General features: G+C 63.9%; 24 protein-coding genes. 12 read left to right on the top strand and 12 right to left on the bottom strand.

Annotation, left to right across the window (positions count from 1 at the left end; translation table 11 throughout):
- Positions 1–12 precede the first annotated feature (12 nt).
- Positions 13–483 carry a hypothetical protein gene (locus tag K3725_RS01220; protein WP_260017083.1) on the top strand — a complete coding sequence of 157 codons (471 nt, stop codon included), beginning with the start codon at positions 13–15 and terminating at the stop codon, positions 481–483.
- 167 nt (positions 484–650) lie between these two features.
- Here the strand turns inward: K3725_RS01220 and K3725_RS01225 are convergent, their stop codons facing one another.
- A complete protein-coding gene (locus tag K3725_RS01225; RefSeq protein ID WP_260017084.1) occupies positions 651–1,274 on the bottom strand; it encodes an FMN-dependent NADH-azoreductase in 624 nt (207 codons plus the stop codon).
- A gap of 111 nt (positions 1,275–1,385) precedes the next feature.
- Here K3725_RS01225 and K3725_RS01230 point away from each other — a divergent pair, with 111 nt between their 5' ends.
- The 3 genes from K3725_RS01230 to K3725_RS01240 all read left to right on the top strand — a co-directional run bounded on the left by K3725_RS01230 (position 1,386) and on the right by K3725_RS01240 (position 3,687).
- On the top strand, positions 1,386–2,279 hold the full coding sequence (locus tag K3725_RS01230) for a LysR family transcriptional regulator (protein WP_260017085.1): 894 nt from the start codon (positions 1,386–1,388) through the stop codon (positions 2,277–2,279).
- A gap of 710 nt (positions 2,280–2,989) precedes the next feature.
- Positions 2,990–3,334, top strand: coding sequence for a hypothetical protein (locus K3725_RS01235; protein ID WP_260017086.1), 345 nt, complete (start codon positions 2,990–2,992; stop codon positions 3,332–3,334).
- Entirely contained in the window at positions 3,307–3,687 is a 381-nt protein-coding gene (locus tag K3725_RS01240; RefSeq protein ID WP_260017087.1) for a LytTR family DNA-binding domain-containing protein, read from the top strand. The genes K3725_RS01235 and K3725_RS01240 overlap by 28 nt, the downstream gene beginning before the upstream one ends.
- Before the next feature lie 64 nt (positions 3,688–3,751).
- On the opposite strand, the gene K3725_RS01245 is transcribed toward K3725_RS01240, so the two are convergent.
- Positions 3,752–4,354, bottom strand: coding sequence for an HD domain-containing protein (locus tag K3725_RS01245; RefSeq protein WP_260017088.1), 603 nt, complete (start codon positions 4,352–4,354; stop codon positions 3,752–3,754).
- Positions 4,355–4,454: 100 nt separating this feature from the next.
- On the opposite strand from K3725_RS01245, the gene K3725_RS01250 reads away from it, so the two are divergent.
- Positions 4,455–5,306, top strand: coding sequence for a LysR family transcriptional regulator (locus K3725_RS01250; RefSeq protein WP_260017089.1), 852 nt, complete (start codon positions 4,455–4,457; stop codon positions 5,304–5,306).
- A 70-nt stretch (positions 5,307–5,376) separates the two neighbouring features.
- Here K3725_RS01250 and K3725_RS01255 read toward each other — a convergent pair whose 3' ends face one another.
- The 3 genes from K3725_RS01255 to K3725_RS01265 are packed head-to-tail and all read right to left on the bottom strand — an operon-like array spanning position 5,377 to position 8,064.
- The gene (locus K3725_RS01255) at positions 5,377–6,033 is read right to left on the bottom strand and encodes a class I SAM-dependent methyltransferase (RefSeq protein WP_260017090.1); all 657 of its coding nucleotides are present in this window, start codon (positions 6,031–6,033) and stop codon (positions 5,377–5,379) included.
- Positions 6,033–7,103, bottom strand: a complete 1,071-nt coding sequence (locus K3725_RS01260; protein ID WP_260017091.1) for an FAD-binding oxidoreductase — start codon at positions 7,101–7,103, stop codon at positions 6,033–6,035. The genes K3725_RS01255 and K3725_RS01260 overlap by 1 nt, the downstream gene beginning before the upstream one ends.
- A 4-nt stretch (positions 7,104–7,107) precedes the next feature.
- Positions 7,108–8,064, bottom strand: coding sequence for an aldo/keto reductase (locus tag K3725_RS01265; protein ID WP_260017092.1), 957 nt, complete (start codon positions 8,062–8,064; stop codon positions 7,108–7,110).
- A gap of 137 nt (positions 8,065–8,201) precedes the next feature.
- Between K3725_RS01265 and K3725_RS01270 the strand changes: the two genes are divergently transcribed.
- Positions 8,202–8,645, top strand: a complete 444-nt coding sequence (locus tag K3725_RS01270; protein ID WP_260017093.1) for a hypothetical protein — start codon at positions 8,202–8,204, stop codon at positions 8,643–8,645.
- A 3-nt stretch (positions 8,646–8,648) separates the two neighbouring features.
- Positions 8,649–9,884 (top strand): HlyD family secretion protein, encoded by a 1,236-nt coding sequence (locus K3725_RS01275; protein ID WP_260017094.1) that lies wholly within the window; start codon positions 8,649–8,651, stop codon positions 9,882–9,884.
- Between the two features lie 67 nt (positions 9,885–9,951).
- Here the strand turns inward: K3725_RS01275 and K3725_RS01280 are convergent, their stop codons facing one another.
- From K3725_RS01280 to K3725_RS01300, 5 genes are all read right to left on the bottom strand, one after another.
- On the bottom strand, positions 9,952–10,308 hold the full coding sequence (locus K3725_RS01280) for a VOC family protein (RefSeq protein WP_260017095.1): 357 nt from the start codon (positions 10,306–10,308) through the stop codon (positions 9,952–9,954).
- A 174-nt stretch (positions 10,309–10,482) separates the two neighbouring features.
- Positions 10,483–11,556: a BMP family ABC transporter substrate-binding protein gene (locus tag K3725_RS01285; protein WP_260017096.1), complete on the bottom strand. Its 1,074-nt coding sequence runs from the start codon at positions 11,554–11,556 to the stop codon at positions 10,483–10,485.
- Between the two features lie 60 nt (positions 11,557–11,616).
- A complete protein-coding gene (locus K3725_RS01290; protein WP_260017097.1) occupies positions 11,617–12,537 on the bottom strand; it encodes an ABC transporter permease in 921 nt (306 codons plus the stop codon).
- 1 nt (position 12,538) lies between these two features.
- On the bottom strand, positions 12,539–13,621 hold the full coding sequence (locus tag K3725_RS01295) for an ABC transporter permease (protein ID WP_260017098.1): 1,083 nt from the start codon (positions 13,619–13,621) through the stop codon (positions 12,539–12,541).
- 57 nt (positions 13,622–13,678) lie between these two features.
- Positions 13,679–15,196, bottom strand: a complete 1,518-nt coding sequence (locus tag K3725_RS01300) for an ABC transporter ATP-binding protein (RefSeq protein ID WP_260017099.1) — start codon at positions 15,194–15,196, stop codon at positions 13,679–13,681.
- A 632-nt stretch (positions 15,197–15,828) separates the two neighbouring features.
- Between K3725_RS01300 and dnaE the strand changes: the two genes are divergently transcribed.
- Both dnaE and K3725_RS01310 read left to right on the top strand, forming a co-directional pair.
- Positions 15,829–19,341, top strand: a complete 3,513-nt coding sequence (gene dnaE / locus K3725_RS01305) for a DNA polymerase III subunit alpha (RefSeq protein WP_260017100.1) — start codon at positions 15,829–15,831, stop codon at positions 19,339–19,341.
- 167 nt (positions 19,342–19,508) lie between these two features.
- Positions 19,509–20,087, top strand: a complete 579-nt coding sequence (locus tag K3725_RS01310) for a 2OG-Fe(II) oxygenase (RefSeq protein ID WP_260017101.1) — start codon at positions 19,509–19,511, stop codon at positions 20,085–20,087.
- Positions 20,088–20,171: 84 nt separating this feature from the next.
- Here the strand turns inward: K3725_RS01310 and K3725_RS01315 are convergent, their stop codons facing one another.
- Together K3725_RS01315 and K3725_RS01320 are read right to left on the bottom strand one after the other, a co-directional pair.
- Positions 20,172–20,795 carry a hypothetical protein gene (locus K3725_RS01315; protein WP_260017102.1) on the bottom strand — a complete coding sequence of 208 codons (624 nt, stop codon included), beginning with the start codon at positions 20,793–20,795 and terminating at the stop codon, positions 20,172–20,174.
- A gap of 97 nt (positions 20,796–20,892) precedes the next feature.
- Positions 20,893–21,087 (bottom strand): SlyX family protein, encoded by a 195-nt coding sequence (locus K3725_RS01320; RefSeq protein ID WP_260017103.1) that lies wholly within the window; start codon positions 21,085–21,087, stop codon positions 20,893–20,895.
- A 269-nt stretch (positions 21,088–21,356) separates the two neighbouring features.
- Here K3725_RS01320 and hisS point away from each other — a divergent pair, with 269 nt between their 5' ends.
- From hisS to hisG, 3 genes are read left to right on the top strand one after another with little or no spacing between them, the layout of a single operon-like run.
- Positions 21,357–22,844, top strand: coding sequence for a histidine--tRNA ligase (gene hisS, locus K3725_RS01325; protein WP_260017104.1), 1,488 nt, complete (start codon positions 21,357–21,359; stop codon positions 22,842–22,844).
- Positions 22,845–22,846: 2 nt separating this feature from the next.
- On the top strand, positions 22,847–23,935 hold the full coding sequence (locus tag K3725_RS01330; RefSeq protein ID WP_260017105.1) for an ATP phosphoribosyltransferase regulatory subunit: 1,089 nt from the start codon (positions 22,847–22,849) through the stop codon (positions 23,933–23,935).
- Positions 23,932–24,630 (top strand): ATP phosphoribosyltransferase, encoded by a 699-nt coding sequence (gene hisG / locus K3725_RS01335; protein WP_260017106.1) that lies wholly within the window; start codon positions 23,932–23,934, stop codon positions 24,628–24,630. Before K3725_RS01330 ends, hisG begins: the two co-directional genes overlap by 4 nt.
- Positions 24,631–24,721: the final 91 nt, after the last annotated feature.

A 24,721-nucleotide genomic window follows, 5' to 3' on the forward strand; every position in this document is an offset into this window, starting at 1 on the left:
CCGTGAAGACCGGTGGCCGAGAGCAGTCTCAAAACCGCATTGTTCATTGGGTCCGCTGCGGCGCTTGTCATCGGGCTGGTGAACTATTGCGTGGCGGAAACCGGGGTCTCTGAACAGGTGCCGCGCGCAGTCTTTCTCGAAGTCGGGCAGCATGAACCGCTGCCTGGCCTACAGCTTAGAACAGAACAGGCGGCAGGCGGCGAATGGCTGCTGCACATTGATGCCATCCATTTCACCTTCAGCGATGTTTGCCTGGTGCAGGCCAGTGGAACGCATACCGGCCACGCCCATGTGTACCAGGGCGGAGAAAAGGTGGGGACCGCCTTTACGCCGGTGTTTTCGCTAGGCAGGCTTGAGCCGGGGCAGCATGAATTCTCCGTTATGCTGCGGGCGCAGGATCACCGGGCGCTGATTGGTCCCTATGGCCTGATAGCCGCGCGTGTCAAAGTGACTGTGCCTGGGCCGCCAAAGAATATGATCTGACGGCTTTCTGTCTGACCGGCCTCTTCCCGCCGGTCAGACAGACACGCGGATCTGGTATTCGCCAATTCGCGGCATCCCCGCCGCCGCGGTCTTTTGCGCAATCAACCCTCAGCGGTTTCAGCCAGCTCCATGTGGCCCCAGCCGCGCGACAGCGCGCGGCGCAACCCTCAGGAGGCCAGCTTTTCCGCTTCGGCGGCGGCGGCCTGGAAACCGGCCTCCGGGTCGGCCGTGAGCAGCGTCGGCTGGAAGCGGAGTTCCGCGATGTCCTCCACTCCGGCCTGATTCAGCCAGAACTTCAGATAGGCCGACTGGTGATCCACCCCGAAGGCAGGCGATGGCATACCCGGCCCGTAGGCGCCGCTGGTCAAGGCCAGCACGGCCCGCTTGCCTTCCAGCAGGCCAAAATACCCGGTTTCGGGATCCAGCCCCCACAGCAGGCCGGGTTGATGAATCAGATCGATGTACTGCTTGAATTTATAGGGGATGCTGCCGTTCCACATCGGTGTGGCGATCAGGTAGATGTCGGCGCTGATGAAGCGCTGGGCCATGCTGGTGATTTCGTCCCAGGCGGTGCGCTGGGCGGCATCGTGGTCCTGGCCGGTGATCACGCTCATCTTGGCGGCAACCTTGTTGCCGTCGAAGTCCGGCAGGGGGGCAGCCGACAGGTCCAGCACATCCACTTCAAGGTCTGGTGTCCGGTCCTGAAGCCTGGCCAGATAGGCATTGGCGAGCGCAGCGGATTTCGACTCGCCGCCGCGGGGCGAGGCTTTGATAAACAGCAGTTTGGTCATTCCGGGTCTCCTGTCTGAGGGAATGGGTGGTTTCGACAGAAGCAATATGAGGGCGCCACGGCCGCGCAAAAACGCATTGAATTGCAAAGGATTTGTGCACAAAATGCACAAATGAGCGACTCTGGAAGCATCAATATGTTTGTCTGTGTGGTGGAGGAGGGCAGTTTCTCCGCCGCCGCGCGTGTGCTTGGGGTCGCGCCGTCATCAGTGGCGCGCCAGATTCAGCAGCTCGAGCAGGTGCTGGGCGCCCGGCTGTTCCAGCGCACCACCCGCAAGCAGAGCCTGACAGAGGCGGGCGAGCTGTATTACCGCCATGCGCTGCGGGCCGCCGAAGAACTGGAGGCGGCCCGCAGCGGCATTGCCCGCATGACCGGCGCGCCTGCCGGTGTGCTGACAGTGACCGCAGAGCCGGATCTGGCCGTGGCGCTGATTTCACCGCTTTTGCCTGCGTTTCTGCGAGCGTACCCGGAGGTGACGGTGCGGCTGCTGTTTTCCTCTGCTCTCAGCGACTTGGTGGATGGCCGGATTGACCTTGCGGTCCGCATGGGGCAGCTGAAGGATTCCAGCCTGGTCGCCCGCAAGCTGTTCGTCAGCCGGTCGCAGCTCTGCGCCAGCCCGGCCTATATTGCGGCTCACGGACGGCCGGAGCATCCACTGGACTTGCCGGGGCACCAGTGCCTGTCTTTCCGCACCTCTGCCGGTCAGACGCTTTGGCGGTTTGCCACACCGGACGGTCCTTGCGAGGTGCCTGTCAGCGGGCCGGTGCAAGCGAACGGGCTGGAGTTTCTGAAGTCGCTGGCCCTGTCCGGATGCGGGATCGCCTTGCTGCCGGATTGGACGGCCCGTAAGGAGCTCGAACGCGGTGATCTTGTTGCCGTGCTCAGCGGGTTTTCCTCACTGCCGGCAGGCACGCCCGTCAGTGCGGTCTATGCCGAGCGGCGCCAGCTGGAGCCGAAAACGCGCGCTTTCGTGGATTTCCTTGCCGCGCGGCTGCCGGGGCGGTGAACGGGACTGCATGCGGCGGGGGCGGCCAGCACCCGGGGGTGCTGTGAAGCGCACTGGTTCTAAAGTGGGAACCGCTGCATCCGGGTGCGCTGTTGTGCTCCGCAATTGTTGCGCGGACAAGAGCAATGATGCTTCTCGGCTGGTAACTGGGGCGGATATTACCATAATTCAGGAAATCCGCCAGAGGGATAAATGTTCGATTTTCCCTTCAAAAACATGCATTTACCAATTCACATTCCGGAATGCCTCTGGCTAAGATCAAGGAATGGACAGGAATGGCCTCAGACATCAGAAGCAGAGCTTTGCCGCGGCAGGGCTGCTGCCTTTCGGGTGGCGGCAGGGCTCAGCCGCGACGCAGGCAGGCGGTTCAGTTCCGGGGCGTTCCCAGCGGCGGGTAGCTGTCCAGTGCAATGCCGATTCAGCGCATGGCTGCTGCCGGGGCCGCTTCGGCGGTGTCGCGCGCAGCCGGGTCAGCGCCGGCTGCGAAATAGGCCTCCTTGCCGAAATCTGCAGGGACAAACTGGCGCATTCTGGATCTGCCATTGACGGGGAAGGGAATAGACGAAGGTGAACGGGTGAGCGCGGAGACAGCTTCCTTTGTGCGGCAATACAAGGAAAGAAGCCGTCTCCGGCCACTCATCAACAGGTAACCTGATAACGGGGGGCTGATAGGTTTGGGGACGATCAAGGACAATCTCCAAAGCCGCAAAATGCAGCTTTTTGACATGTTCGGTGAACCGCCGCAGTTCACGGTGCATGAAATGATGATGGTTTTACGCAGCGGAGTGTTTCTGAAATACGCAGCAGCGGTGGTCTTGCTGCTGGTCGCGTTCGACACGCATGGATACCGCGAAGCCGGGATGCCGTTGCAGGCGAATATCCTTATCTGGATGGTTTGCGTGGCGGCGTTTGTCTTGGTCTATGCGGCGGTGCTGCTGGGCTGGCCGGCGCGGCGCTGGGGCTGTATCTGTACCGGCGCAAGCAGCCAGGCAGTGGACAGCCGCCCGAACTGCCGCCCGCGCCGGTTGTGCCGCAGCAGCCGGTTCAGCCGCTGAACGGCTCTGCCGATGGATACAGCGGGATTGCTGTTGTCGTGGGCGGGCAGAAATTCGCCCTGGACCAGCTGGGCTATGTGAAATCAGAGGAGCACTATTTGCGGATATCAGCCGGTGCAGGAGAGCTGACCCTGCGTGGCCGGCTGGCTGACCTGCTGGCCCAGGTGCCGCTGGACGCGGGCCTGCAGCCGCACCGGTCCTGGTGGGTGGCCCGTGACGAAGTTGCAGGACTGAAACGCGGCGGTCAGAGCGACGTGCCGCTGCTGGCAGATGGCACGGAAGTGCCGGTCGCCCGCGGGCGCCGAGCGCATGTGCGGGATGTCTTGCAGGCCTGGCAGGCTGGGGCAGATTGAAGGGCCGCTGACAGCCCTCCGCCCGGACCACGCCGGGCGGAGGGCTGTCCTGATCAGAATGGGCTTAGTCCGCCGGGGCCTCCTCAGCGGTCTCCGCCAGTTCCATATGGCCCCAGCCGCGCGACAGCACGCGGCGCAGGATCGGTTCGAAGAACGCCAAGGGCTTCGTCGGATAGTCCGGATCAAAGGCGCATTGGTCGTATTTCTCGCAGAAGTACCGGCAGTCCTCCCAATAGGGGCTGTCGCGGTATTTGTCCCGGGCGTTGCGGTCGCCGCCAAAGTGGTGATTGTAGTAGAAGCCCTGGAACACGCAGTGATGCTTGAGAATCCAGTAGGTCTTCTCGCTGACATAGGGCTTCATCATCGCCGCCGACAGCTCACCGTGGTTGTAGGGGGACAGGATGTCGCCGGTGTCATGCACCAGGGCGGCCACGATGATCTCGTCATCCGCCCCGTCCTCATAGGCGCGGGTCGCGGCCTGCAGGCTGTGCTGGTAACGGTTCACTGGGTAGGGCGTCCAGTCCTCGTCTAGCGAGCGGATCGCATCGAGGATACGGTCCGGCAGGGCGGCGTTGTATTCCTCTTCGTATTTCTCCACAGCGGCCCAGTCGGCGGCGGTGGCTTCTTCGAAACTGGTCCAGGTTGGCTTGTGGCTTTTGTCCAGCATTGGCGCGGGTCCTTTGGTTGATCTGCTGGCAGGGTAGCGGCTCCTGGCTGAGCAGGAAAACGAATTGATTTGCTCAAAGTGAAAGGAAATAGTGATCACCATGCAGATCAGCGCGTTCAAGACCTTTCTGGCCATCGAGGCCGCGGGCAGCTTTCACGGTGCCGCGCGGGCGTTGAATGTGACGCAGACCGCTGTCAGCGCCCGGATCAAGGCGCTGGAAGAGGCGCTGGGCACTCCGCTGTTCGACCGCGGTCCCGGCGGCACACGGCTGAGCGCGGCAGGTCGGCAGTTCCTGCCCTATGCCGAGCAGATGATGCGGACCTGGGAGTTTGTCGCGGGTGATCTGAAGGCAAGCCTGGCGGGCCAGGTGCCGCTGCGGCTGGGGGCGCAGCTGTCGGTCTGGGATCCCTTGCTGGTGGATGTGGCGGTCTGGCTGGAGGAGGTGCAGGGCACGGTGCCCTTCACGCTGAACTATGACCACGCGATGAACATGGGCGAAGCGGTGGCGCGCCGCCTGCTGGACGTGGCGATCGTGAACGAGGTCCCCGCGGGCACCCGGCTGACGGTTGAGGAACTGCCGCCCGAGCGGCTGCTGTTGCTGGCGGACCAGCCCCTGCGGCTGGGGCGGGATGCGCTGCCTTTGTTCATCAACTTGGAATTCGGTGCGGAATATGACGCGCAGCTGCAAGAGATGCTGCCTGCCCGCAGCCGCCAGCATATCGTGCTGGGTAATGCGCTGATGGGGCTTCGCTATCTGCAGAAACGCGGCGGCATGGGCTATTTCCCGGCCTATATGGCGGCAGAGGCGCTGGCCGCAGGGGCGCTGCACGCAGTCGAGGGCGCGCCGGAGATCAGCCTCGGCTGCCGCGCGCTGTACTTACCCGACAATCCGGCGCGGGAGCATATTCGGCAAGTCATCCGGGGGCTGCAGGAGGTGCGGGGCGGCGGCTAGGGAGAAAAATTCCGGCACGGAATTTTCCTCGGAAAACACATGTTTTCCGGGCTGAATTCCGTGCCGGAATTCAGCTTGCGGGTTTTTGCGCCACCAGCGCCAGGTTGCTGGCGGGCATCTCTACCGCCTGAACCAGCTCCAGTCCGGCTGCCTGCAGCCAGCGGATGACCTCAGTGTCATCCTTGTAGCCGGTCTCCGGATCATGGGCGGTGATGGCGGTGTGGAAGGCGCGGTCGCCTTCGCTGATGAGGTTGCCGCCGCGCATGAAGGGGCCATAGATCACGAAGCGCCCGCTAGGGGCGAGGGCAGCAGCGGCTTCGCGGATCAGCGTGCGGGCCTCGCCCTCGCTGATCAGGTGCAGGAGATTCACCAGCACAATCAGGTCCTGGCCCGCATGCTCCGTGCCCCAGTCGGCGGCGGTGGCGTCCAGCTCGTTTGGCGGTGCGATATTGGGCAGGCCTGCCTCATCGGCATAGGCCCGGATGCTGGTGCGGCGGATGGCGTCCACTTCTGTTGGCTGCCAGATCAAGCCGGGCAGGCGGGCGGCATAGGCAACCGCGTGCTGGCCGGTGCCGCTGGCAAGCTCCAGGGCGCGGCCCTGCGGCGGGGCCACTTGCGCAAGCAGATCGCAGATTGCGGCGGCATTGCGTGCAGCGGAGGGGGCAAACAGCTTGCCGCCTTGCGGTTCCGCGACAGAGGCCGCGCCGGGAACGGAGCGCACCGGCATCAGCGCAGCCGCGCGGGCGACAGCGCGGCGACGGTGGCGGCATCCAGCACCGGCGCACGGCCTGCCACCAGATCGGCCATCAATTGCGAGGCGGCGGGGGCGGTCATGATGCCGTAGCCGCCCTGACCGGCGCACCAGATGAAATCCGGCTGGTCCGGGTCCGGCCCCAGTACCAGGGTTCCGTCAGCGACAAAGCTGCGCAGCCCGGCAAAATTGCTTTCGACCCGTGTCACCGGCTCCGTCACCATTTCCTCATAGCGCGCCAGTCCCTCGGCCAGCACCATGTCGTCGGCATAGGCGTCATGCGGCTCCACCGGGTCGGCATCGGCGGGGGAGACCAGGAGCTTGCCGGCATCGGGTTTGGCGTACCAGGTCTCGCCCGCACCAATCAGCATTGGCCAGCCGCTGACATCGTGGCCGCCTGGGGCAGGCAGCCGCGCCATCGACCGGCGCTTGGGCTGTAGGCCGATGATGGCGACCCCGGACAAAGCAGCGATCTGATCGGCCCAGGCGCCGGCCGCGTTGACCAGAGTGCGTGCCTCATAAACGGTGCCGCCCGCGGTGACCTGCCAGCCGCCGCTGATGCGGCTGATTGCGGTCACCGGCGCCCTGGTCACGATCCGGCCGCCCGCGGCGCGCAAGGCTTTGGCAAAGTCCTGCAGCATCCGGTCGGTGTCGATATCCTCAGCCGCGCCACTGATGGCAGTGTACCCGACCGTTTCAGGGTTGAGGATCGGCACCATGGCACGGGCCTCGTCCAGCTCCAGCGTGGCCATGCCCAGTTCATCCACGTCGCGGGCAAAGAGGTCGCCGTCGTCCTTGGCCCCGACCAGCATCAGCCCGCGCGGCGACAGATACCCGTTTTCGCGCAGGTGTGCGGCGCTGGCGCGGTTCAGTTCCACCGTGGGGCCGTGGCCGTAGTTTTCCTCGAACAGTGCGGCGGAACGGCCGGAGGAGTGATAGCCAAGCGCATCCTCCATCTCGAGCAGGGTGACGCTGCCGAGGCTGGCCAGCCGGGCGGCGGCGCTGGTGCCGGCCATGCCGCCGCCGATGACGATGAAATCCTGCATGGGTCTAGTCCTTGTGGTCTTCTTGTTCTTCCAGCCGGTCGGTGGCGGGGGCGGGCCGAGGGCTGAGCGCTTCGATCGCGCTGTAGAGGTCTGCATCCATCGCGCAGTCCAGCGCTGCCAGCGAGGGCTGAAGCTGCTGGGCGTTGCGGGCAGAGATGATCGGCACCGGCGCGGATGCGTGGGCCGCGGCCCAGGCCACGGCGAGGGTTGCGGGATGGGTGCTGCGCTGGGCGGCAAGCTCAGCCAGGGCGGCGGCGGTCTGGTGCATGGCCGCGGGGCTGTAGCGGATGCTGTAGCCTGCGTCCTCGGTGATGCGGCCGGTGCCGCCGGCGGTGTATTTGCCGGTCAGCAGGCCGCCGCCGAGGGGCGAGTAGGGCACCGCGGTTATGCCCTGATCCGCGCACATCGGCAGGATCTCCACCTCAGCCTGGCGTTTCACCAGTGAATACATCGGCTGCAGGATGTCGACGGAAACACCGGAGTCGAGGCCCGCCATTTGCGCTTTCATCACCTGCCAGGCGGCGAAGTTCGACAGCGCCGCATAGCGGATCACGCCTTCGTCCTTGAGGGCGGCAAAGCAGTCCATGGTTTCGCGCAGGTCGGTGTGCGGGTCGAAGCGGTGCAGGTAGAAGACATCGACCATGTCCAGATCCAGCCGGCGGCGGCTTTGATCCAGCTGGGCGCGCAGGTTGGCGGCCCCGGCGCCGCCCTCATAGCCTGCTTTGGTGGCAATCATCAGCTGATCCCGCTCTGCCTTGATGAGGCGGCCGAGGATCTGTTCCGAGTTGCCATCGGTATAGACCCAGGCGGTGTCGAAATGTGTGATGCCGGCGGCGCGGCAGGCGGCGTACATCTCAGCCGACTGCGCCTCAGTGGCGCGGCCGCCGAACTGCATGCAGCCGAAGGCAAAGCGGCTGGCTGGGGTGCCATCAGGGCTGGTGAGGGGCGCGGTCTGTGTCATGGCGGGAGAGTGGCACGCAAGGCCGGGCAGGCAAAGGGCAATTCCGGCGCCGGCCAGACAAAATGCTTGGTCAACGCGCCGGGCAGTGCAACTATTGGCTGCAGTTCAAGAAAATAAATTGAAACGGGGGACGGACAATGACGACGCCCAATGCACATCCGATGGCTGCGGGGCATATCCCTTCTTATGTCACTGCGGCGGACGGAAGCGATTTCCTTTTCACCTTCATGGCGGTGTTCACCATTGTGCTGATCCTGCTGATCGGGGTCGCCTACTTCACTCTGCACGCGCTGCCGGAGAAGATGGCGCACAAGAGCAATCACCCGCAATTCCAGCTGGTCGGCATTCTGGCCCTGCTGGCGCTGTTCACCCATAACAACGTGTTCTGGGTTGCCGCGATCCTGATGGCGGGCTTCCAGATCCCGGATCTGGCGGCGCCGCTGCGGTCAATTGCAGATGCAGTGCGCGGCCTGGGGCGGGAGCCTGAGGCGCCGGCGGCCCGGGACGTCAGACCCTCACAGCCGGAAGAGCCGGACACGCCTGCGCCTGTGCAGGCGGAACCCGTGGCAGAGGGGCACTGAGCGATGATTGAGACACTGCTGTGCGCGCTGGTCACCATCCTGCCCGACTTCCTGTTCCGCCGCTTCGTTCAGGGCAAGCGGGTCGGCCGGGAACTGACGCTGTTCTCCGTCTGGTATGAGCTTCGCTGGGGCCTGACGGCCTGTGTGATGCTGACCCTGATGGTGCTGACCACGCTGTTCTACTTCCATCCGGCGACCAATACGGTCGCATCCTATTTCCGCACAGTCACCATCCTGCCGCAGGTCGGCGGGCGGGTGGCCGAGGTCTATGTCGTCAACAATCAGGAGGTGAAGGCGGGTGATCCGATCCTGCGGCTGGAAGGGCTGTCGCAGAAGGCAGCGCTGGAATCCGCACGGGCGGCGATTGCCCAGGTGGAGGCCTCGCGCAAGCTGGCCGATACCGATCTGGCCCAGGCGGATGCAGGCATTGCCCAGGCGCAGGCGGCGCTGGCCCAGGCGCGGGATGATCTGGAACGGAACCAGACGCTGCGGGATCAGGGCTCCAGCGCGGTGCGTCCGGCTGAGATCGAGCGGCTGGAAAATCTGGTGGACCAGCGTGCGGCCTCGGTTGAGGCGGCGCAAGCGCAGAAGGCGGCAGTGGAACAGCAGATCGAGGTGCTGATCCCGGCCCAGATGGCCAGTGCCGAGGCGCAGCTGCAGCTGGCGCAGGCGGAGCTGGACAAGACGCTGATCAGTGCCGGTGTCGACGGCCGTGTGGAGCAGTTCGCCCTGCAGGTTGGCGACTATGTCAGCCCGGTCTTGCGCCCGGCGGGCATTCTGGTGCCGCTGGCCTCTGGCAGGAACCGTTTCCAGGCGGGGTTCAACCAGATGGCGGCGCAGGTGATCAAGCCCGGCATGATCGGTGAAATCGGCTGCATGACCAAACCCTTCACGGTGATCCCGATGGTGGTGACCGAGGTGCAGGATGTGATCGCCACCGGCCAGATCCGCCCCACGGATGAACTGCGCGACCTGGGCAACATGCGCAAGCCCGGCACCATCACCGTGTTCATGGAACCGCTTTACGAGGGCACTGCCGAGGCGCTGCCGCCGGGCAGCAACTGCCTGGCCAATGTCTATACCAGCAACCATGAGCGGCTGGAGCATGACGACAGCATCGGCACCGCCGAGTGGGCGTTCCTGCATGTGGTGGACACCATCGGGGTGGTCCATGCGGCGGGGCTGCGGCTGCGGCTTTTGCTGATGCCGGTGCAGACGCTTGTACTGTCCGGCCACTGAGGCGGGGTTTGCCGAAAAGGATAGGAAAGGCGGGCCTTTGGGTCCGCCTTTTGCCATTGTGGCTTGCTCAGTCGGCGAAACACAGCTTGTTGCCGTCCAGGTCCCGCACATAGGCCGAGAACCGCGGCCCGCGCTGTCCCGGTGCGCCTTCGCAGGTGCCGCCCAGTTCGATTGCCTTCTGGTGCAGCCGGGCGGCCTCATCTGCGGAGCCGAGGCTGAAGCCCGCCATGGTGCCGTTGCCATTTGTGGCCGGTGCGCCGTCAAAGGGGAGGGCGGCGGCAAAGGCGAAGTCGTCCTTCAGCCAGTAGGTCATCCGGTCACTGGGCCGGACCTGGGTAAATCCCTGGTTTTCAAAAAGCGCGTCATAGAATTTGACGGCAGCATCCATGTTGTTGGTGCCGACAACGAAGTAATTGAGTTTCAAGAGTGTTCTCCAAAGTGTTTGAGCGCGCCGCGGGCAGATCTGCGCGGGCTGGTGGAGGGGGAGTACACCAGGACTGTGACAAGGTATGTCAGCAGGCTTTGCGAAACCGGGAGCGTGCCGGAAATGAAAAGGCCCGCCAAGTGGCGGGCCTTTGGGCGTCATAGGAGGGGCCGCTTACTGCGGGATGTCGCCTTCGATGCCTTCGACATAGAAGTTCATGCCGGCCAGGGTGCCGTCATCGGCGACCTCACCCTCTGCCAGCCAGGCGGAGCCGTCCTGTTTGTTAATCGGGCCGGTGAAGGCGTGGTAGGAGCCGTCAGCCTGTGCGTCCTTGATTGCCAGTGCGGCGGCCTTGACGTCCGCCGGAACCGCATCCGAGATTTCGCCGATGCCAACCATGCCGGCACCGATGCCGTCCCAGGTGTCTGCGCTCTCCCAGGTGCCGTCCATCACGGCGCGGGTGCGGGCGATGTAGTAGGGCGCCCAATCATCGATGATGGAGGAAACACGCGGTTTCGGCGCATACTCCGCCATGTCGGAGGCCTGGCCGAAGGTGATCACATTGCCTGCGGCCTGTGCGGCAGCCTGCGGCGCGGTGGAGTCTGTGTGCTGCAGGATCACGTCGGCGCCCTGTTCAATCAGCACCTTGGCGGCGTCAGCCTCTTTTGCCGGGTCGAACCAGGTGAAGGCCCAGACGATCTTGAACTGGACGTCGGGGTTCACCTTCTTGGCGTGAATGTAGGCAGAGTTGATGCCGCGGATCACTTCCGGGATCGGGTAAGAGCCGATGTAACCGATGATGTTGCTCTCGGTCATGTGGCCCGCGATGGTGCCCTGCACCGCGCGGCCCTCATAGAAACGGGCGGAATAGGTCGAGACGTTCTCGGCGCGCTTGTAGCCGGTGGCGTGTTCGAACTTCACGTTCGGGAATTTCTTGGCGACGTTGATGGTCGGGTCCATGTAGCCAAAGGAGGTGGTGAAGATCAGGTCGGCGCCTTCCAGCGCCATCTGGGTCATCACCCGCTCGGCGTCGGGGCCTTCGGCGACGTTTTCGACATAGACGGTTTCGACTTGGTCGCCGAACTCGGCCTCAACCGCTTTGCGGCCCTGGTCGTGCTCGTAGGTCCAGCCGCCGTCGCCGACGGGGCCGACATAGACAAAGCCTACCTTGGTGGTATCGGCCATCGCCGCGCCTGCGGCCAGGCCAAGCGCCACGGCGGCGCTGGTCAGAAGATTGGTCAGTTTCATCAGGTTCTCCCCAGTTTGATCTTTTGGCCCCGGCAGATGGGGCAGTGAAAAGCCCCCCGCCTAGCGGGAGGCATGGAAGTTGCGGCCAAGCGAGGCAGGTGCGCTGCTTTTGTCCGCCGAAAGGATAACAAGCACAATGATTGTAATCAGATAGGGCGACATTGCCAGATACTCGACCGGAATGGCAACGCCCGCTGCCTGCAGATTGAGCTGCACAACGGTGACGCCGCCAAAGAGATAGGCACCCAGCAGTGCGCGCCAGGGCTTCCAGCTGGCAAACACCACCAGCGCCAATGCAATCCAGCCGATGCCGGCGGTCATGCCTTCGGTCCATTGCGGCACGCGGATGAGGCTGATGTAGGCCCCGCCAAGGCCCGCACAGGCGCCGCCGAACATGATCGCCAGCAAGCGGATCTTCAGCACCTTGTAGCCGAGCGCATGGGCGGCGTCGTGGTTTTCCCCCACCGCGCGCAGCACCAGGCCGAGGCGGGAGTATTTCAGCACCCACCAGACCGCGGCGGTGAGCGCGATACCGAAGTAGAGGATGATGTCATGGCCGAACAGGATCGGGCCCACCACCGGCAAGTCGCTGAGCACGGGGATATGGATATCGCCCATCTGCGGCGGCTTGATGCCGACATAGGACTGCCCCATCAGCGCCGACAGCCCCAACCCAAAGAGTGTCAGCGACAGGCCGGAGGCGACTTGGTTTGCCTGGGCAAACTGGGTGAGGATGGCAAAGAGGATCGACAGCGCCGCGCCTGCGATGGCGGCCGCAATGAAGCCGAGGAACGGCGAGCCGCTTTCCACCGCGGTGGCAAAGCCTGCGATGGCGCCGGTGATCATCATCCCCTCGACGCCGAGGTTCAGAACGCCGGCCTTTTCGACCACCAGTTCGCCGATCGCGGCCAGCAGGAGCGGGGTTGCAGCCACCATCAGCGAGGCGATGAGCAGGACCGGGTTGATTGCAGAAAGATCCATGTTACGCCACCTCCGGCTTGCCGATTGCGATGCGGAAATTGGTCAAGAGGTCAAACGCCAGCAGGAAGAACAGCAGCATCCCCTGGAAGACCTGGATGGCCGCGGCCGGCAGCTGCAGGTTCGACTGCGCGATATCGCCGCCAATATAGGTCAGCGCCATCAGCCCGCCTGCCAGCAGGATGCCGACGGGTTGCAGGCGGCCCAGGAAGGCGACGATGATGGCGGTGAAGCCATAGCCCACGTTGAAGTCGATAGAGATCTGGCCCGACGGCCCGGAGACCTCAAACAGCCCGGCAAGGCCCGCCAGCGCGCCGGAGGTGCCAAGGCAGAACAGCACAAGGCGGGTGGGATTCACGCCGGCAAACTTGGCCGCGCGCGGCGCTTCTCCACTGAGGCGGATGTGGTAGCCGGTCATGTGGCGGTTCAGCAGAACATAGGCAAAGATCACCGCAATCAGCGCCGCAACCACGCCCCAGTGCATGCCGGAGCCTGCGATCAGCTCGGCGTTATGGGCGCTGTCCCAGGATTGCAGGTTGCGGGAGCCGGGGAAGCCGAAGCCCTCCGGGTTCTTCAAGAGGCCCAGCGAGACAGATGCGAGTAACTGCTCGGCCACATAGACCAGCATCAGCGAGACCAGGATTTCATTGGTGCCAAAGCGGGTTTTCAGCACTGCCGGGATCATCGCCCAGATCCAGCCGCCGAAGGCGCCGGCGATTACCATGAACGGGAAGATGAGGAACGACTCGGAGGGGTAGAAAGCAAGGCCCGCCCCGGCGCCGAAGATGGCGCCCATGATGTACTGGCCCTCGGCGCCGATGTTCCAGATGCCTGCCCTAAAGCCTAGCGACAGGCCGATGGCAATCAGCACCAGCGGCGCGCCTTTCACCAGCAGCTGCGGGCGGTAGTAGAAGGAGAACTCGCCGAACAGCGGCTCCCAGAAGATGGTGCGGATCGCCTCGACCGGCGGTTTGCCAAGCGCGGCAAACAGCAGCCCGCCAAAAAGCATCGTCGCCAGCACTGCCACCAGCGGCGTTGCCATCGACCAGGCGCGTGACGGCTGCGGCCGTTTCTCAAGCCGGATCATGAAGCGGCTCCCTTTTCATCTTTCCAAAAATACTCCCGCCGGAGGCGTCCCGAATTCTCATACATGCGCCACCTCCATGCCGTGGGCGCCGCCCATCATCAGGCCGATCTCGTCCACCGTCAGTCCTGCCGCTTCGCGCGGGGCGCTGAGGCGGCCTTCGTTCAGGGCGGCAAAGCTGTCGGAGATTTCCATCAGCTCATCCAGATCCTGGCTGATGCAGATCACCGCCGCGCCCTTGGCGGCGAGGTCCAGCAGCGACTGGCGGATGGCGGCGGCGGCGGCGGCATCGACGCCCCAGGTCGGCTGGTTCACCACCAGCACATCCGGGTCCTGCAGCACCTCGCGCCCGATCACGAATTTCTGCAGGTTGCCGCCGGACAATGAACGCGCTGCATTACCGGGACCGGGCGTGCGCACGTCAAATGCCTTGATGATGCGCTCGGCAAAGTCCTTGGTCTTGCCCCAGTCGAGGAAGCCGTTCTTTTCCAGCCTCTCGCGCACAGATCCGGTGAGCATGGCGTTTTCGGTCAGGCTCATGTCCGGGGCGGCGGCGTGGCCGAGGCGTTCCTCCGGCGCGGCCAGCACACCAAGCTTGCGCCGGGCGGTGGGGCCCAGCTTGCCGATCGGCTGACCGTGCAGCTTCACCGCGTCGGGTTCGGTCAGGGTTTCGCCGGACAGCACGCCCAGCAGTTCATCCTGGCCGTTGCCGGCAACACCGCCGATGCCGAGGATCTCACCCTTGCGCACGGTCAGATGCACGTTCTTGAGCGCAGTGCCAAAGGCGGAGGGGGCAGGCACCGACAGGCCGGAGATGTCCATTGCCACGGCGCCGAACTCGCGGCTGCCGCGTTCGGGGGTCTGCAGGGTGCTGCCGACCATCATTTCCGCCATGTCGCGGGCAGAGGTTTCAGAGGGAATGCATTCGCCCACATTCTTGCCCAGCCGCAGGATGGAGGCGTGGTCGCAGAGGGTGCGGATTTCTTCCAGCTTGTGGGAAATATAGAGGATCGAGGTGCCCTCTGACTGCAGCTTCTGCAGGGTCTTGAACAGGATCTCCACTTCCTGCGGCGTCAGCACCGAGGTCGGCTCATCCATGATCAGGAGCTTGGGGTCCTGCAGCAGGCAGCGGATGATCTCAACCCGCTGTCGCTCCCCTGCCGACAGGTCGCCGACAGTGCGGTAGGGATCGAGCGGCAGGCCGTAGGTTTCCGACACCTCGCGGATGCGGGCAGCGAGGTCGCGCATCTCGGGCGGGTTTTCCATGCCCAGGGCGATGTTTTCGGCCACGTTGAGCGCGTCGAACAGCGAGAAGTGCTGGAACACCATGGCGATGCCGTCGGCGCGCGCCTGGCGCGGCTCTGCGGGCTCATAGGGCTGGCCGCGCAGCAGCATCTTGCCGCTGTCGGGTTTGACCAGCCCGTAGATCATCTTGACCAGAGTCGACTTGCCGGCGCCGTTTTCGCCCAGCAGGGCGTGGACTTCGCCTTCGCCGATGTCAAAGGAGACAGTGTCATTTGCCACCACTCCGGGGTAGGCCTTGGTCAGGCCCTGAAGGCTCAACAGTGGTACAGTCACGTGCGCCGGTCCTCTTTCATTGTTCTGATCCCCCTGTCAGCCGCCGCGGCGGGCATCCCGGTTTCCGTTTCATTGCGGGTGGCCGGATGCAGTGCCGCCAAGGGATACTGCCGGTTTCCCGCCATGGGAATAGTTTTCGGGCAAATGCCCAGCGATTTCAGAGGTATGGCAGCGGGGGTGCCATGATGGAACGGCACCAGAGGTGCGCGCGCCAGGCAGCATCGGCCCTGAGCACAGGTCAAGCTGACCCACATTGCATTGCGAGTTGCGCATCTTCCCGATACCGCCGCTTTACCCTGTTGACCCGGAATACCGTCCCCTCGATGCGGCGCAGAAGGGAGGCGGGCTGTTTATTGCTTGCTGCCAGCAGCCTAGGGAGCGGTCCGTCGCCAAAGCAAGGAAAACCGGTGCTGCGCTGCAGTATCTTGCGGAGCAAGAAAATTGCGACACATACGGGTAGGCCGTTAATATTTATGCGTTTTATCTGCAGATTTGCGGAGGCTTTACGCGCTGGATGCGAAAGAGTTTCAACAAAATGGATAAAATGCACTGCCCACCGCACTGGTTTTGGCGGGTGTTCATCGCACAGATCGCTCTTTCACCTCTGCGTGTCAATAAGATAGCGTGGCGCCATGACAAGCTCTCCCCGATTCATTCACCTGCGCACCCATACCGAATACTCGCTGCTGGAAGGCGCCGTGCGGCTGAAAAAGCTGCCGGACCTGTGCAAGAAGCACGAGATGCCCGCGATTGCGGTGACGGACACCAACAACCTGTTCTCGGCACTGGAGTTTTCGGTGTCGGCAAGCGGCGCCGGGGTGCAGCCGATCATCGGCTGCCAGGTGGATCTGCGGTTCACCGAACCGGCGCCGGGGGAGCGGCCCAAACCGCCCGCGCCGCTGGTGCTGCTGGCGCAGAGCGAGGCGGGCTATGAGCATCTGATGAAGCTGAACTCCTGCCTGTATCTGCGGCAGGGGGGCGAGCTTCCGCATGTGACGCTGGAGGAGCTGGAAGAGAACGCGGGCGACGTGATCTGCCTCAGCGGCGGGCCGGACGGGCCGGTGGGGCGGCTGCTGCAAATGGGCCAGCGCCCGGCAGCGGAGGCGCTGATGCAGCGGCTGAAGGGCATCTTCCCGAACCGCCTGTATGTGGAGCTGCAGCGCCATCCGGGCGAACACGGCCAGCCGGAGGCGGAGAAGCAGACCGAGCGCGGCCATGTGGAGATGGCCTATGCCATGGACTTGCCGCTGGTCGCCACCAATGACGTCTACTTCCCCAACACGGAGATGTTCGAGGCGCATGACGCGATGATCTGTATCGCCGAGGGCGCCTATGTCGATCAGGTGGAGCCGCGCCGGCGGCTGACCGCGCAGCATTACTTCAAGAGCCAGGAGGAGATGGTTGCGCTGTTTGCCGACCTGCCCGAGGCGATTGAAAACACGGTGGAGATCGCCAGGCGCTGCGCCTTCATGGCCTACCGGCGGGACCCGATCCTGCCGAAGTTTGCCGATGACGAGGTCGCCGAACTGCGCCGCATCGCCAACGAGGGGTTGCAGCAGCGGCTGGCGGTGATCCCGCATGCGGTGAGCGTCGAGGAATACCAGGAACGGCTCGATTTCGAGCTGGGCATCATCGAGGGGATGGGCTTCCCGGGCTACTTCCTGATCGTTGCCGACTTTATCCAATGGGCCAAGGACCACGACATTCCGGTGGGGCCGGGGCGGGGCTCCGGTGCGGGTTCGCTGGTGGCCTATGCGCTGACGATTACCGACCTTGACCCGTTGCGCTACAGCTTGCTGTTCGAACGCTTCCTGAACCCGGAACGGGTGTCGATGCCCGACTTCGACATCGACTTCTGCATGGACCGCCGGGAAGAGGTGATCAAATACGTGCAGGAGAAATATGGCCGCGACAAGGTAGGGCAGATCATCACCTTTGGCGCGCTTCTGTCCAAGGCGGCGGTGCGCGACATGGGGCGGGTGCTGCAGATGCCCTATGGCCAAGTGGACCGGCTCTCCAAGCTGATCCCGGTCGAAGGCGTGAAGCCGATGTCCATCGCCGACGCGCTGAAGGAAGAGCCGCGGCTGAGCGAGGAAGCCCGCAATGAGCCGGTGGTGGACCGGCTGCTGACCTATGGCCAGCAGGTGGAGGGGCTGTTGCGCTCTGCCGGCACCCACGCGGCGGGTGTGGTGATCGGGGATAGGCCGCTGGATGCGCTGGTGCCGCTCTACCGCGATCCGCGTTCCGACATGCCGGCAACCCAGTTCAACATGAAATGGGTGGAGCAGGCGGGGCTGGTCAAGTTCGACTTCCTGGGCCTCAAGACCCTGACCGTCATTCAGAACGCGATGGACCTGGTTTTTCAGTCGGGCCGCGACCTGCATATCGCCGCCGATGGCACCCAGCTTTATGAGCCGCCGGAGGGGGCGGAGAACCAGATCAACGCCATTCCGCTGGACGACAAGGTCACATACGATCTGTATTCCCGTGCCAAGACGGTGGCGGTGTTCCAGGTGGAATCCACCGGCATGATGGATGCGCTGAAGCGCATGAAACCCACCTGTATCGAGGACATCGTGGCGCTGGTGGCGCTGTACCGTCCCGGCCCGATGGAAAACATCCCGGTCTATTGCGAGGTGAAGAACGGCCAGCGCGAGATCACCTCGGTCCATCCGCTGATCGACCACATCCTGGAGGAAACCCAGGGCATCATCGTCTATCAGGAGCAGGTGATGCAGATCGCCCAGGTGATGGCGAACTATACGCTGGGCGGCGCCGACCTTTTGCGCCGGGCGATGGGTAAGAAGATCAAGGAGGCGATGGACGCCGAGCGTCCGAAGTTTGAGAAGGGCGCGGCGGAGAACGGGGTCGAAAAGAAGAAGGCCAGCGAGGTTTTCGACCTGTTGGAGAAATTCGCCAACTACGGCTTCAACAAATCGCACGCTGCGGCCTATGCGGTGGTGTCGTATCAGACCGGCTGGCTGAAGGCGAACCACCCGGTGGAGTTCATGGCCGGCGTCATGAACTGCGATATCCATCTGACTGACAAGCTGGCGATCTACTTTGAGGAAGTGAAGAAGGGGCTGGGGCTGAAATATGTGCCGCCCTGCATCAACCGCTCGCTGGCGACCTTCAACGTGGTGAACGGGGAGCTGGTCTATGCGCTGGGCGCGCTGAAGAACGTCGGTCTGGATGTAATGCGGCTGGTGGCTGAAGCGCGCAAAGAGGGCGAGTACGAGAAGCCCTTTGTCAATGTCTTCGACTTTGCCCGCCGGGTGAACCTCAAGAAGGTCGGCAAGCGGCCCTTGGAGATGCTGGCGCGGGCAGGGGCCTTTGACCAGCTGGACAGCAACCGCCGCCGGGTGTTTGAGAGCCTGGGCGCGCTGGTGGATTACTCCGCCGCGGTGCATGACCAGCGGAATTCCAGCCAGGTGTCGCTGTTTGGCGAAGCGGGCGAGGACCTGCCGGAGCCGCGGCTGCCGTCGGTGCCGGACTGGCTGCCGGCCGAGCGTTTGTCTGAGGAATTCAAGGCGATCGGCTTTTACCTCTCGGGCCACCCGCTGGACGACTACATGCCCGCGCTGAAGCGCAAGAAGGTGATGACGCTGGACGAAGTGACAGCCAAGGCCGAGCGCGGGCCGTTCATGGCCAAGATGGGTGGCGTCGTTGCAGGCCGGCAGGAACGTAAATCCGCCCGCGGCAACCGCTTTGCCTTTGCCCAGCTGTCGGACCCGTCAGGCGCCTATGAGGTGACGCTGTTCTCCGAGGTGCTGGAGAAGAGCCGCGAGTTCCTGGAAACCGGCGCCAAGGTGGTGATCACCGCCGAGGCAACAATGGAGAGCGACCAGCTGAAGCTGCTGGTGCGTTCCGTCGGTCCGGTGGACAGCGCCATTGCCGACGCCGGGCGCAGTTCCCTGCGAGTCTACCTGAGCGATGCGGCGGCGGTCGGCACCGTGGCGCAGGTGCTGGAGGACGCCAAGGCGGCGGCCCGCAATGCGTCCCGCGGCGAGGTCTATATGTACCTGCAGGACCCTGGCCTGCCCGGCGATGTGGAGATGGACCTGGGCCAGCCCTTCCCGATCAACCCTCAGATCAAGGGCGCCCTGAAGTCCCTCGATGGGGTGATGGATGTGGAGGAGATTTAGGCTTTTTGCGAAGATTGACAGAAGGACTGAGCGCGGATAGCGGTGGCAGCATGGAAGAGTTATTGCATAAACCTTATTGCCACCACGTTCTATTGCGGGGTCGGCACCATTGATGCTTCCGGTCTGACTTTGACGAGATTTCGTAGTGTCATTCCGGAGTAAGAACTGTGAGCATTCCAGAAGTATTGTGTGACCGCGTTTTTGAAGCGGCTGAATTCGTATCTGCTGATTTCTGCAAGCAGATGATCGCTCGGGCTCATGAACTTGGGTTCGAAGAAGCGATGATCAACACTGAACGTGGTGTCGAGGCCATTCCGGATATCCGGAACAATGACCGGGTGGTCTTTGATGACCCAGCGCTTGCCAGTTCCTTTTGGTGGAAAGTTAAACCTTCCTTTTCCGCCTCATTCAATGGTGCGGTCGCTGTAGGGTTGAACGAGCGGTTTCGGTTGTACCGTTACCATCCCGGTCATTTTTTTGATTGGCATCAGGACGGCGAGTACCGCAGTGCTGAAGGCGGTGTCAGCCGTTTCACTATGATGGTGTACCTCAATGAAGGTTTCGAGGGAGGGGGCACAAGTTTTGCGGATGTGTTCTCACCTTTCCGCTTTGCAGATTTCACCATTCGGCCTGCAACCGGCAAGGCTCTGTTCTTTCATCATCCGTTGTCCCACAGGGGCGATCCAGTGCTGTCTGGCGTAAAGTACGCTTTGCGGACGGATGTGATGTTTGACGCCGCTGGGTAAGCCCACGGCCTGGAACAGCGTCGCGGAGCGCCCAGGGTCTGCGTCAGCCTGTACAGGCGAGCTGCCGCAGGCCCTTTGCAAGCGTCACGCGTCCTTCGGCACCGGCAGCTTGGCGACGTCTTTCAGCAGGCGGATGGCCTCTTTCATTTCCAGCCGCAGGGTTTTCACCACTTTTTTCAGCATCCCCTTCACCTTCTTCACGCCGCCCAGGATCGTGGTCAGCTCCTTGATCCAGCCAAAGACGATCTGCAGCACCGAGGCAAAGCGGTTGAGGATCATCAGCGCGGTGTCGAGCACGCCGATCTGCTCCCAAAGCTCACGCACCCAGCCCCAGACCTGGCGGAACATTTCGACGTATTTGCGGACCACGGTTTTCAGCACTTTGACCAGGCGGGAGCGGTCGGTGGTCTTGCGGATGGTGTCGAGGATGCGCTGGCCCAGCTTGATCATGGTTTTCAGCATCTGCTCCACCCGGTCCAGCAGGCTGAGCACCGTCTGCCCGGCGGAGGTGACTTGCGCGACCGCCTTCTTGCCGGCGGTTTTGGCGATGGACTTGGCCGCCGAGAGCATTCTCTTCATGAACTTGCGCAGCGGCATCAGCAGGGTGCGGACGCGTTTCCAGACCTTCTTGAGGTAAAACAGCACGCGGGTGTGGAGCCTATCGATGCCTTTTTCGACGAATTCCACCGGGTCGTTGGATGGTGCCATGGCGCTGCCCCCCAATCACTTGTCACAAAATACCTGAGTGACAGCCTGCGCGGGCGGCTGTTTGGATCAAGGAAAACCGTGGTTTGTAGAGCCGGGGTCAGTAGTGCGGCGGGCGTTCGTCGGCGAAGACCACGCCGCCGCCGCCGTCCTGCTCCCGGGTGGCTTCGCGCTGCATCAGCATGGCGACGCGCCGGGTTAGCAGGTCAATCTCTTGCTGCTGACGGGCGATCACGTCGCTCATCTCCTCCACGCTGCGGGTCAGATGGGCGATTTGCTCTTCCAGATGCTGCATGGGTCAAGCCTTTGATTGCGGATGTGCTTAGATAGGCGTGTTGGCGGTCTAGGTCCATGGCCTCTGCATCAGAACGAGGGCCGGGACTGCCTGGGCTGGCGCGAACGCGCCTGCCGGGGGGGCAGGCAGGCGCGGCCCGGCCTAGCGGCCGGGTGAACCGTCGGAAATGCTTCCTGCGGCCTTGCCTCCCGCGGCTCCTTCTTGCTGTTGCGGCCTGCTTCCGCTAGACCGCCAGGCGAGTGAAACCGCTACCCGTGAGGAGGCCGCAGATGGCCAAAGTGAAGAAGCAGCCCCGCCCCAAGGCGCAGACGCCGAAGGGGTTCCGTGACTATTTCGGTGCGGAGGTGACCCAGCGCAGCGAGATGCTGCGGGCCATCGCGGGTGTGTATCATCATTACGGGTTCGAGGCGCTGGAAAGCTCGGCGGTGGAAACCGTTGAGGCGCTGGGCAAGTTTCTGCCCGACGTGGACCGCCCGAACGAGGGCGTGTTCGCCTGGCAGGAGACCGAGGACGACGGCAACGGCGACTGGATGGCGCTGCGTTATGATCTGACGGCGCCGCTGGCGCGGGTCTATGCCCAGCACCGCAACGACCTGCCGACCCCCTACCGCCGCTATGCGATGGGGCCGGTCTGGCGCAACGAGAAGCCGGGGCCGGGCCGGTTCCGCCAGTTCTATCAGTGTGATGCGGACACCGTCGGCACCGCCTCGATGGCGGCGGATGCGGAGATTTGCGCGATGCTGTCCGACACGCTGGAGACCGTCGGCATTCCGCGCGGCGATTATCTGGTGCGGGTCAATAACCGCAAGGTGCTGAACGGCGTGCTGGAGGCGATGGGCCTGGGCGACGGCGATGCCAAGCGCGACGACGTGCTGCGCACCATCGACAAGTTCGACAAGGTAGGCGAGGCCGGCGTGCGCGAACTGCTGACCAAGGGGCGGCTGGATGCCTCCGGTGCCTTCATCGATGGGGTTGGCCTGTCGGACGATCAGGCGGCGCCGGTGCTGGCGTTCCTGACCTCCAAGGCGGCGGATGCCGCTGGCACCATCGCCAACCTGCGTGCCGCCGTGGGCGACAGCAAGGTGGGCCAGGACGGCATCGCTGAGCTGGAGCAGATCGGCGAACTGCTGGCTGCGGGCGGCTATGGCAAGGACCGGATCGAGATCGACCCCTCGGTGGTGCGCGGGCTGGGCTATTACACCGGCCCGGTGTTCGAGGCAGAGCTGACCTTTGAGATCCTCGATGAGAAAGGCCGCAAGCGGCAGTTCGGTTCGGTCTCGGGCGGCGGCCGTTATGACGGGCTGGTCAAGCGCTTTACCGGGCAGGAAGTGCCTGCGGTGGGCGTCTCGGTGGGCGTGGACCGGCTGCTGGCGGCACTGCACGCCAAGGGGCGGCTGTCGGCTGAGGCCACCGGCCCGGTGGTTGTGACCGTGATGGACCGGGACCGGATGGCGGACTACCAGGCGATGGTGGCGGAGCTGCGTAACGCGGGCATCCGGGCCGAGGTTTATCTGGGCAATCCCAAGAACTTCGGCAACCAGTTGAAATACGCGGACAAGCGGAACTCTCCTGTCGCGGTGATTGAAGGCGGTGACGAGAAGGCCAACGGCGTGGTGCAGATCAAGGACCTGATCCTGGGCGCGAAAATTGCTGAAAGCGCGACGCTGGAAGAGTGGAAGGAACGCCCCAGCCAGTTCGAAGTGCCCCGCAGCGAACTGGTCGCCAAGGTGCGTGAAATCCTGGACGGGCAGGGCTGATCATGACGCTTCGTTCTGACATTCAGGCCCGCGCCGCCCAGTTGCGGGTCCGGTTTGAGGCCGCGGGCGGACAGGTGGTGGATACGCCATTGCTGCAGCCCGCCGGCACGTTGCTGGATCTGTACGGCGAGGACATCCGGGCGCGTGCCTATGTGACCTCGGATGCCTTGCGCGGCGAACAGATGCTGCGCCCGGATTTCACCGTGCCGGTGGTGGAAGCGCATATGCGCCACGGCGCCGAGCCTGCGCGCTATACCTATTCGGGCGAGGTGTTCCGGCGTCAGGAGATGGACCCGGACCGGCCGAACGAGTATCTGCAGGTCGGCTATGAGGTGTTCGAGCGAGATGATGCGGCTGCGGCGGACGCGGAAGTCTTTTCGCTCTTTGCGCTGCAGGTGCGCGGGCTGCCCTTGCGGGCGGCAACCGGCGACATCGGCATTCTAATGGCGGCGGTCGAAGGGCTGAACACCACGGAAAAACGCAAGACGGCGCTGATCCGCCACATCTGGCGGCCGCGCCGCTTCCGTTCCCTGCTGGACCGGTTTGCGGGTCGCAGCCCGGTGCCGGAGAGCCGCAGGAAGCTGTTGTCGACCGAGGGCGATCTGACCGGATCTGCGGTGGAACTGGGCAAACGCCGCGCGGCAGAGGTGCAGGCGCGGGTGGAGGCGCTGCGTGAGGATGCCAAGCATCCGCCGATTGCGGAAAACGAACTGATGGCGCTGGAAGCGTTGATGGCGGTGCGTGAAACCGTGCCCTTTGCCACTGAGCAGATGCGCGACATCGCGGTGGACCTGCCGCAGATCAATCCCGCGCTGGACCGGCTGGATGCGCGCACAGCGGCGATGAAGGCGCGCGGCGTCGATGTGGACAACCTCGATTTCGAGGCCTCCTACGGGCGCACCTCAATGGAGTATTACGACGGCTTTGTCTTTGGTTTTTATGCCGAGGCGCGCCCGGACCTGCCCCCGGTTGCCAGCGGCGGCCGCTATGACGCGCTGACCCGTCAGCTGGGCGAGGGTGAGGAGATCCCGGCCGTGGGCGGCGTGCTGCGCCCAGACCTGATGCTGCAGCTTGAGGAGGCGCGCAAATGACTCTGAAGCTGGGGGTGCCGTCCAAGGGGCGGCTGATGGAAAAGACCTTTGACTGGTTCGCCAAGCGCGGTGTGACGCTGTCGCGCACCGGTTCGGACCGGGAATATGCGGGTGCGGTCGAGGGCGTGTCGAACATGGAGCTGGTGCTGCTGTCGGCAGGGGAAATTCCGCGCGAGCTGGCTGCGGGGCGGATCCACCTGGGCGTCACCGGCACCGATCTGGTGCAGGAAAAGCTGCCGCGCTTCGAGCAGCAGGTGGAGGAATTGGCAGAGCTGGGGTTCGGCCACGCCGACCTGGTGCTGGCGGTGCCGCAATTCTGGATCGACGTGGACACGCTGGATGACCTGGATGCGGCGGCGTCGGCCTTTCGCGCTGTGCACGGGCACCGGCTGCGGATTGCCACCAAATACCACCGGCTGGTGCGGGAGTTCCTGACCGATGCCGGGGTGGCGGATTACCAGCTCGTTGACAGTCAGGGCGCGACCGAGGGCACGGTGAAGAATGAGACCGCCGAGATGGTGGCCGATATCACCTCCACCGGCGAGACGCTGCGGGCCAACCACCTGAAGCTGCTGGGGGACGGTCTGGTGCTGAAGTCGCAGGCCACCCTGTGGCGCAGCCGGGTGGCAAAGTACGGCAGGGATGAAAAGGCGGCACTGAACACGCTGCTGGACCTGCTGGAACACCGCAAGTAAGCGCGGCCGCCCGCGCGGCCGCACGGGCCTTGCCCAACGCCTTCAAGGCATCTTTGATGCCTGCAAAGGGGGCGGGAGCGCTTTTCTCTGT

It is taken from the genome of Leisingera sp. S132 (assembly GCF_025144465.1).
GTDB lineage: Bacteria > Pseudomonadota > Alphaproteobacteria > Rhodobacterales > Rhodobacteraceae > Leisingera.

Bases quoted from the DNA above. Each gene is read 5' to 3' on its own strand.
- K3725_RS01265 (WP_260017092.1), bottom strand. From the start codon at position 8,064: ATGACACAGACCGCGCCCCTCACCAGCCCTGATGGCACCCCAGCCAGC.
- K3725_RS01295 (WP_260017098.1), bottom strand. From the start codon at position 13,621: ATGATCCGGCTTGAGAAACGGCCGCAGCCGTCACGCGCCTGGTCGATG.
- hisS (WP_260017104.1), top strand. From the start codon at position 21,357: ATGGCCAAAGTGAAGAAGCAGCCCCGCCCCAAGGCGCAGACGCCGAAG.
- K3725_RS01230 (WP_260017085.1), top strand. From the start codon at position 1,386: ATGAGCGACTCTGGAAGCATCAATATGTTTGTCTGTGTGGTGGAGGAG.
- K3725_RS01285 (WP_260017096.1), bottom strand. From the start codon at position 11,556: ATGAAACTGACCAATCTTCTGACCAGCGCCGCCGTGGCGCTTGGCCTG.
- K3725_RS01320 (WP_260017103.1), bottom strand. From the start codon at position 21,087: ATGCAGCATCTGGAAGAGCAAATCGCCCATCTGACCCGCAGCGTGGAG.
- K3725_RS01235 (WP_260017086.1), top strand. From the start codon at position 2,990: ATGCAGCTTTTTGACATGTTCGGTGAACCGCCGCAGTTCACGGTGCAT.
- dnaE (WP_260017100.1), top strand. From the start codon at position 15,829: ATGACAAGCTCTCCCCGATTCATTCACCTGCGCACCCATACCGAATAC.
- K3725_RS01245 (WP_260017088.1), bottom strand. From the start codon at position 4,354: ATGCTGGACAAAAGCCACAAGCCAACCTGGACCAGTTTCGAAGAAGCC.
- K3725_RS01330 (WP_260017105.1), top strand. From the start codon at position 22,847: ATGACGCTTCGTTCTGACATTCAGGCCCGCGCCGCCCAGTTGCGGGTC.
- K3725_RS01250 (WP_260017089.1), top strand. From the start codon at position 4,455: ATGCAGATCAGCGCGTTCAAGACCTTTCTGGCCATCGAGGCCGCGGGC.
- hisG (WP_260017106.1), top strand. From the start codon at position 23,932: ATGACTCTGAAGCTGGGGGTGCCGTCCAAGGGGCGGCTGATGGAAAAG.
- K3725_RS01225 (WP_260017084.1), bottom strand. From the start codon at position 1,274: ATGACCAAACTGCTGTTTATCAAAGCCTCGCCCCGCGGCGGCGAGTCG.
- K3725_RS01260 (WP_260017091.1), bottom strand. From the start codon at position 7,103: ATGCAGGATTTCATCGTCATCGGCGGCGGCATGGCCGGCACCAGCGCC.
- K3725_RS01290 (WP_260017097.1), bottom strand. From the start codon at position 12,537: ATGGATCTTTCTGCAATCAACCCGGTCCTGCTCATCGCCTCGCTGATG.
- K3725_RS01270 (WP_260017093.1), top strand. From the start codon at position 8,202: ATGACGACGCCCAATGCACATCCGATGGCTGCGGGGCATATCCCTTCT.
- K3725_RS01275 (WP_260017094.1), top strand. From the start codon at position 8,649: ATGATTGAGACACTGCTGTGCGCGCTGGTCACCATCCTGCCCGACTTC.
- K3725_RS01255 (WP_260017090.1), bottom strand. From the start codon at position 6,033: ATGCCGGTGCGCTCCGTTCCCGGCGCGGCCTCTGTCGCGGAACCGCAA.
- K3725_RS01315 (WP_260017102.1), bottom strand. From the start codon at position 20,795: ATGGCACCATCCAACGACCCGGTGGAATTCGTCGAAAAAGGCATCGAT.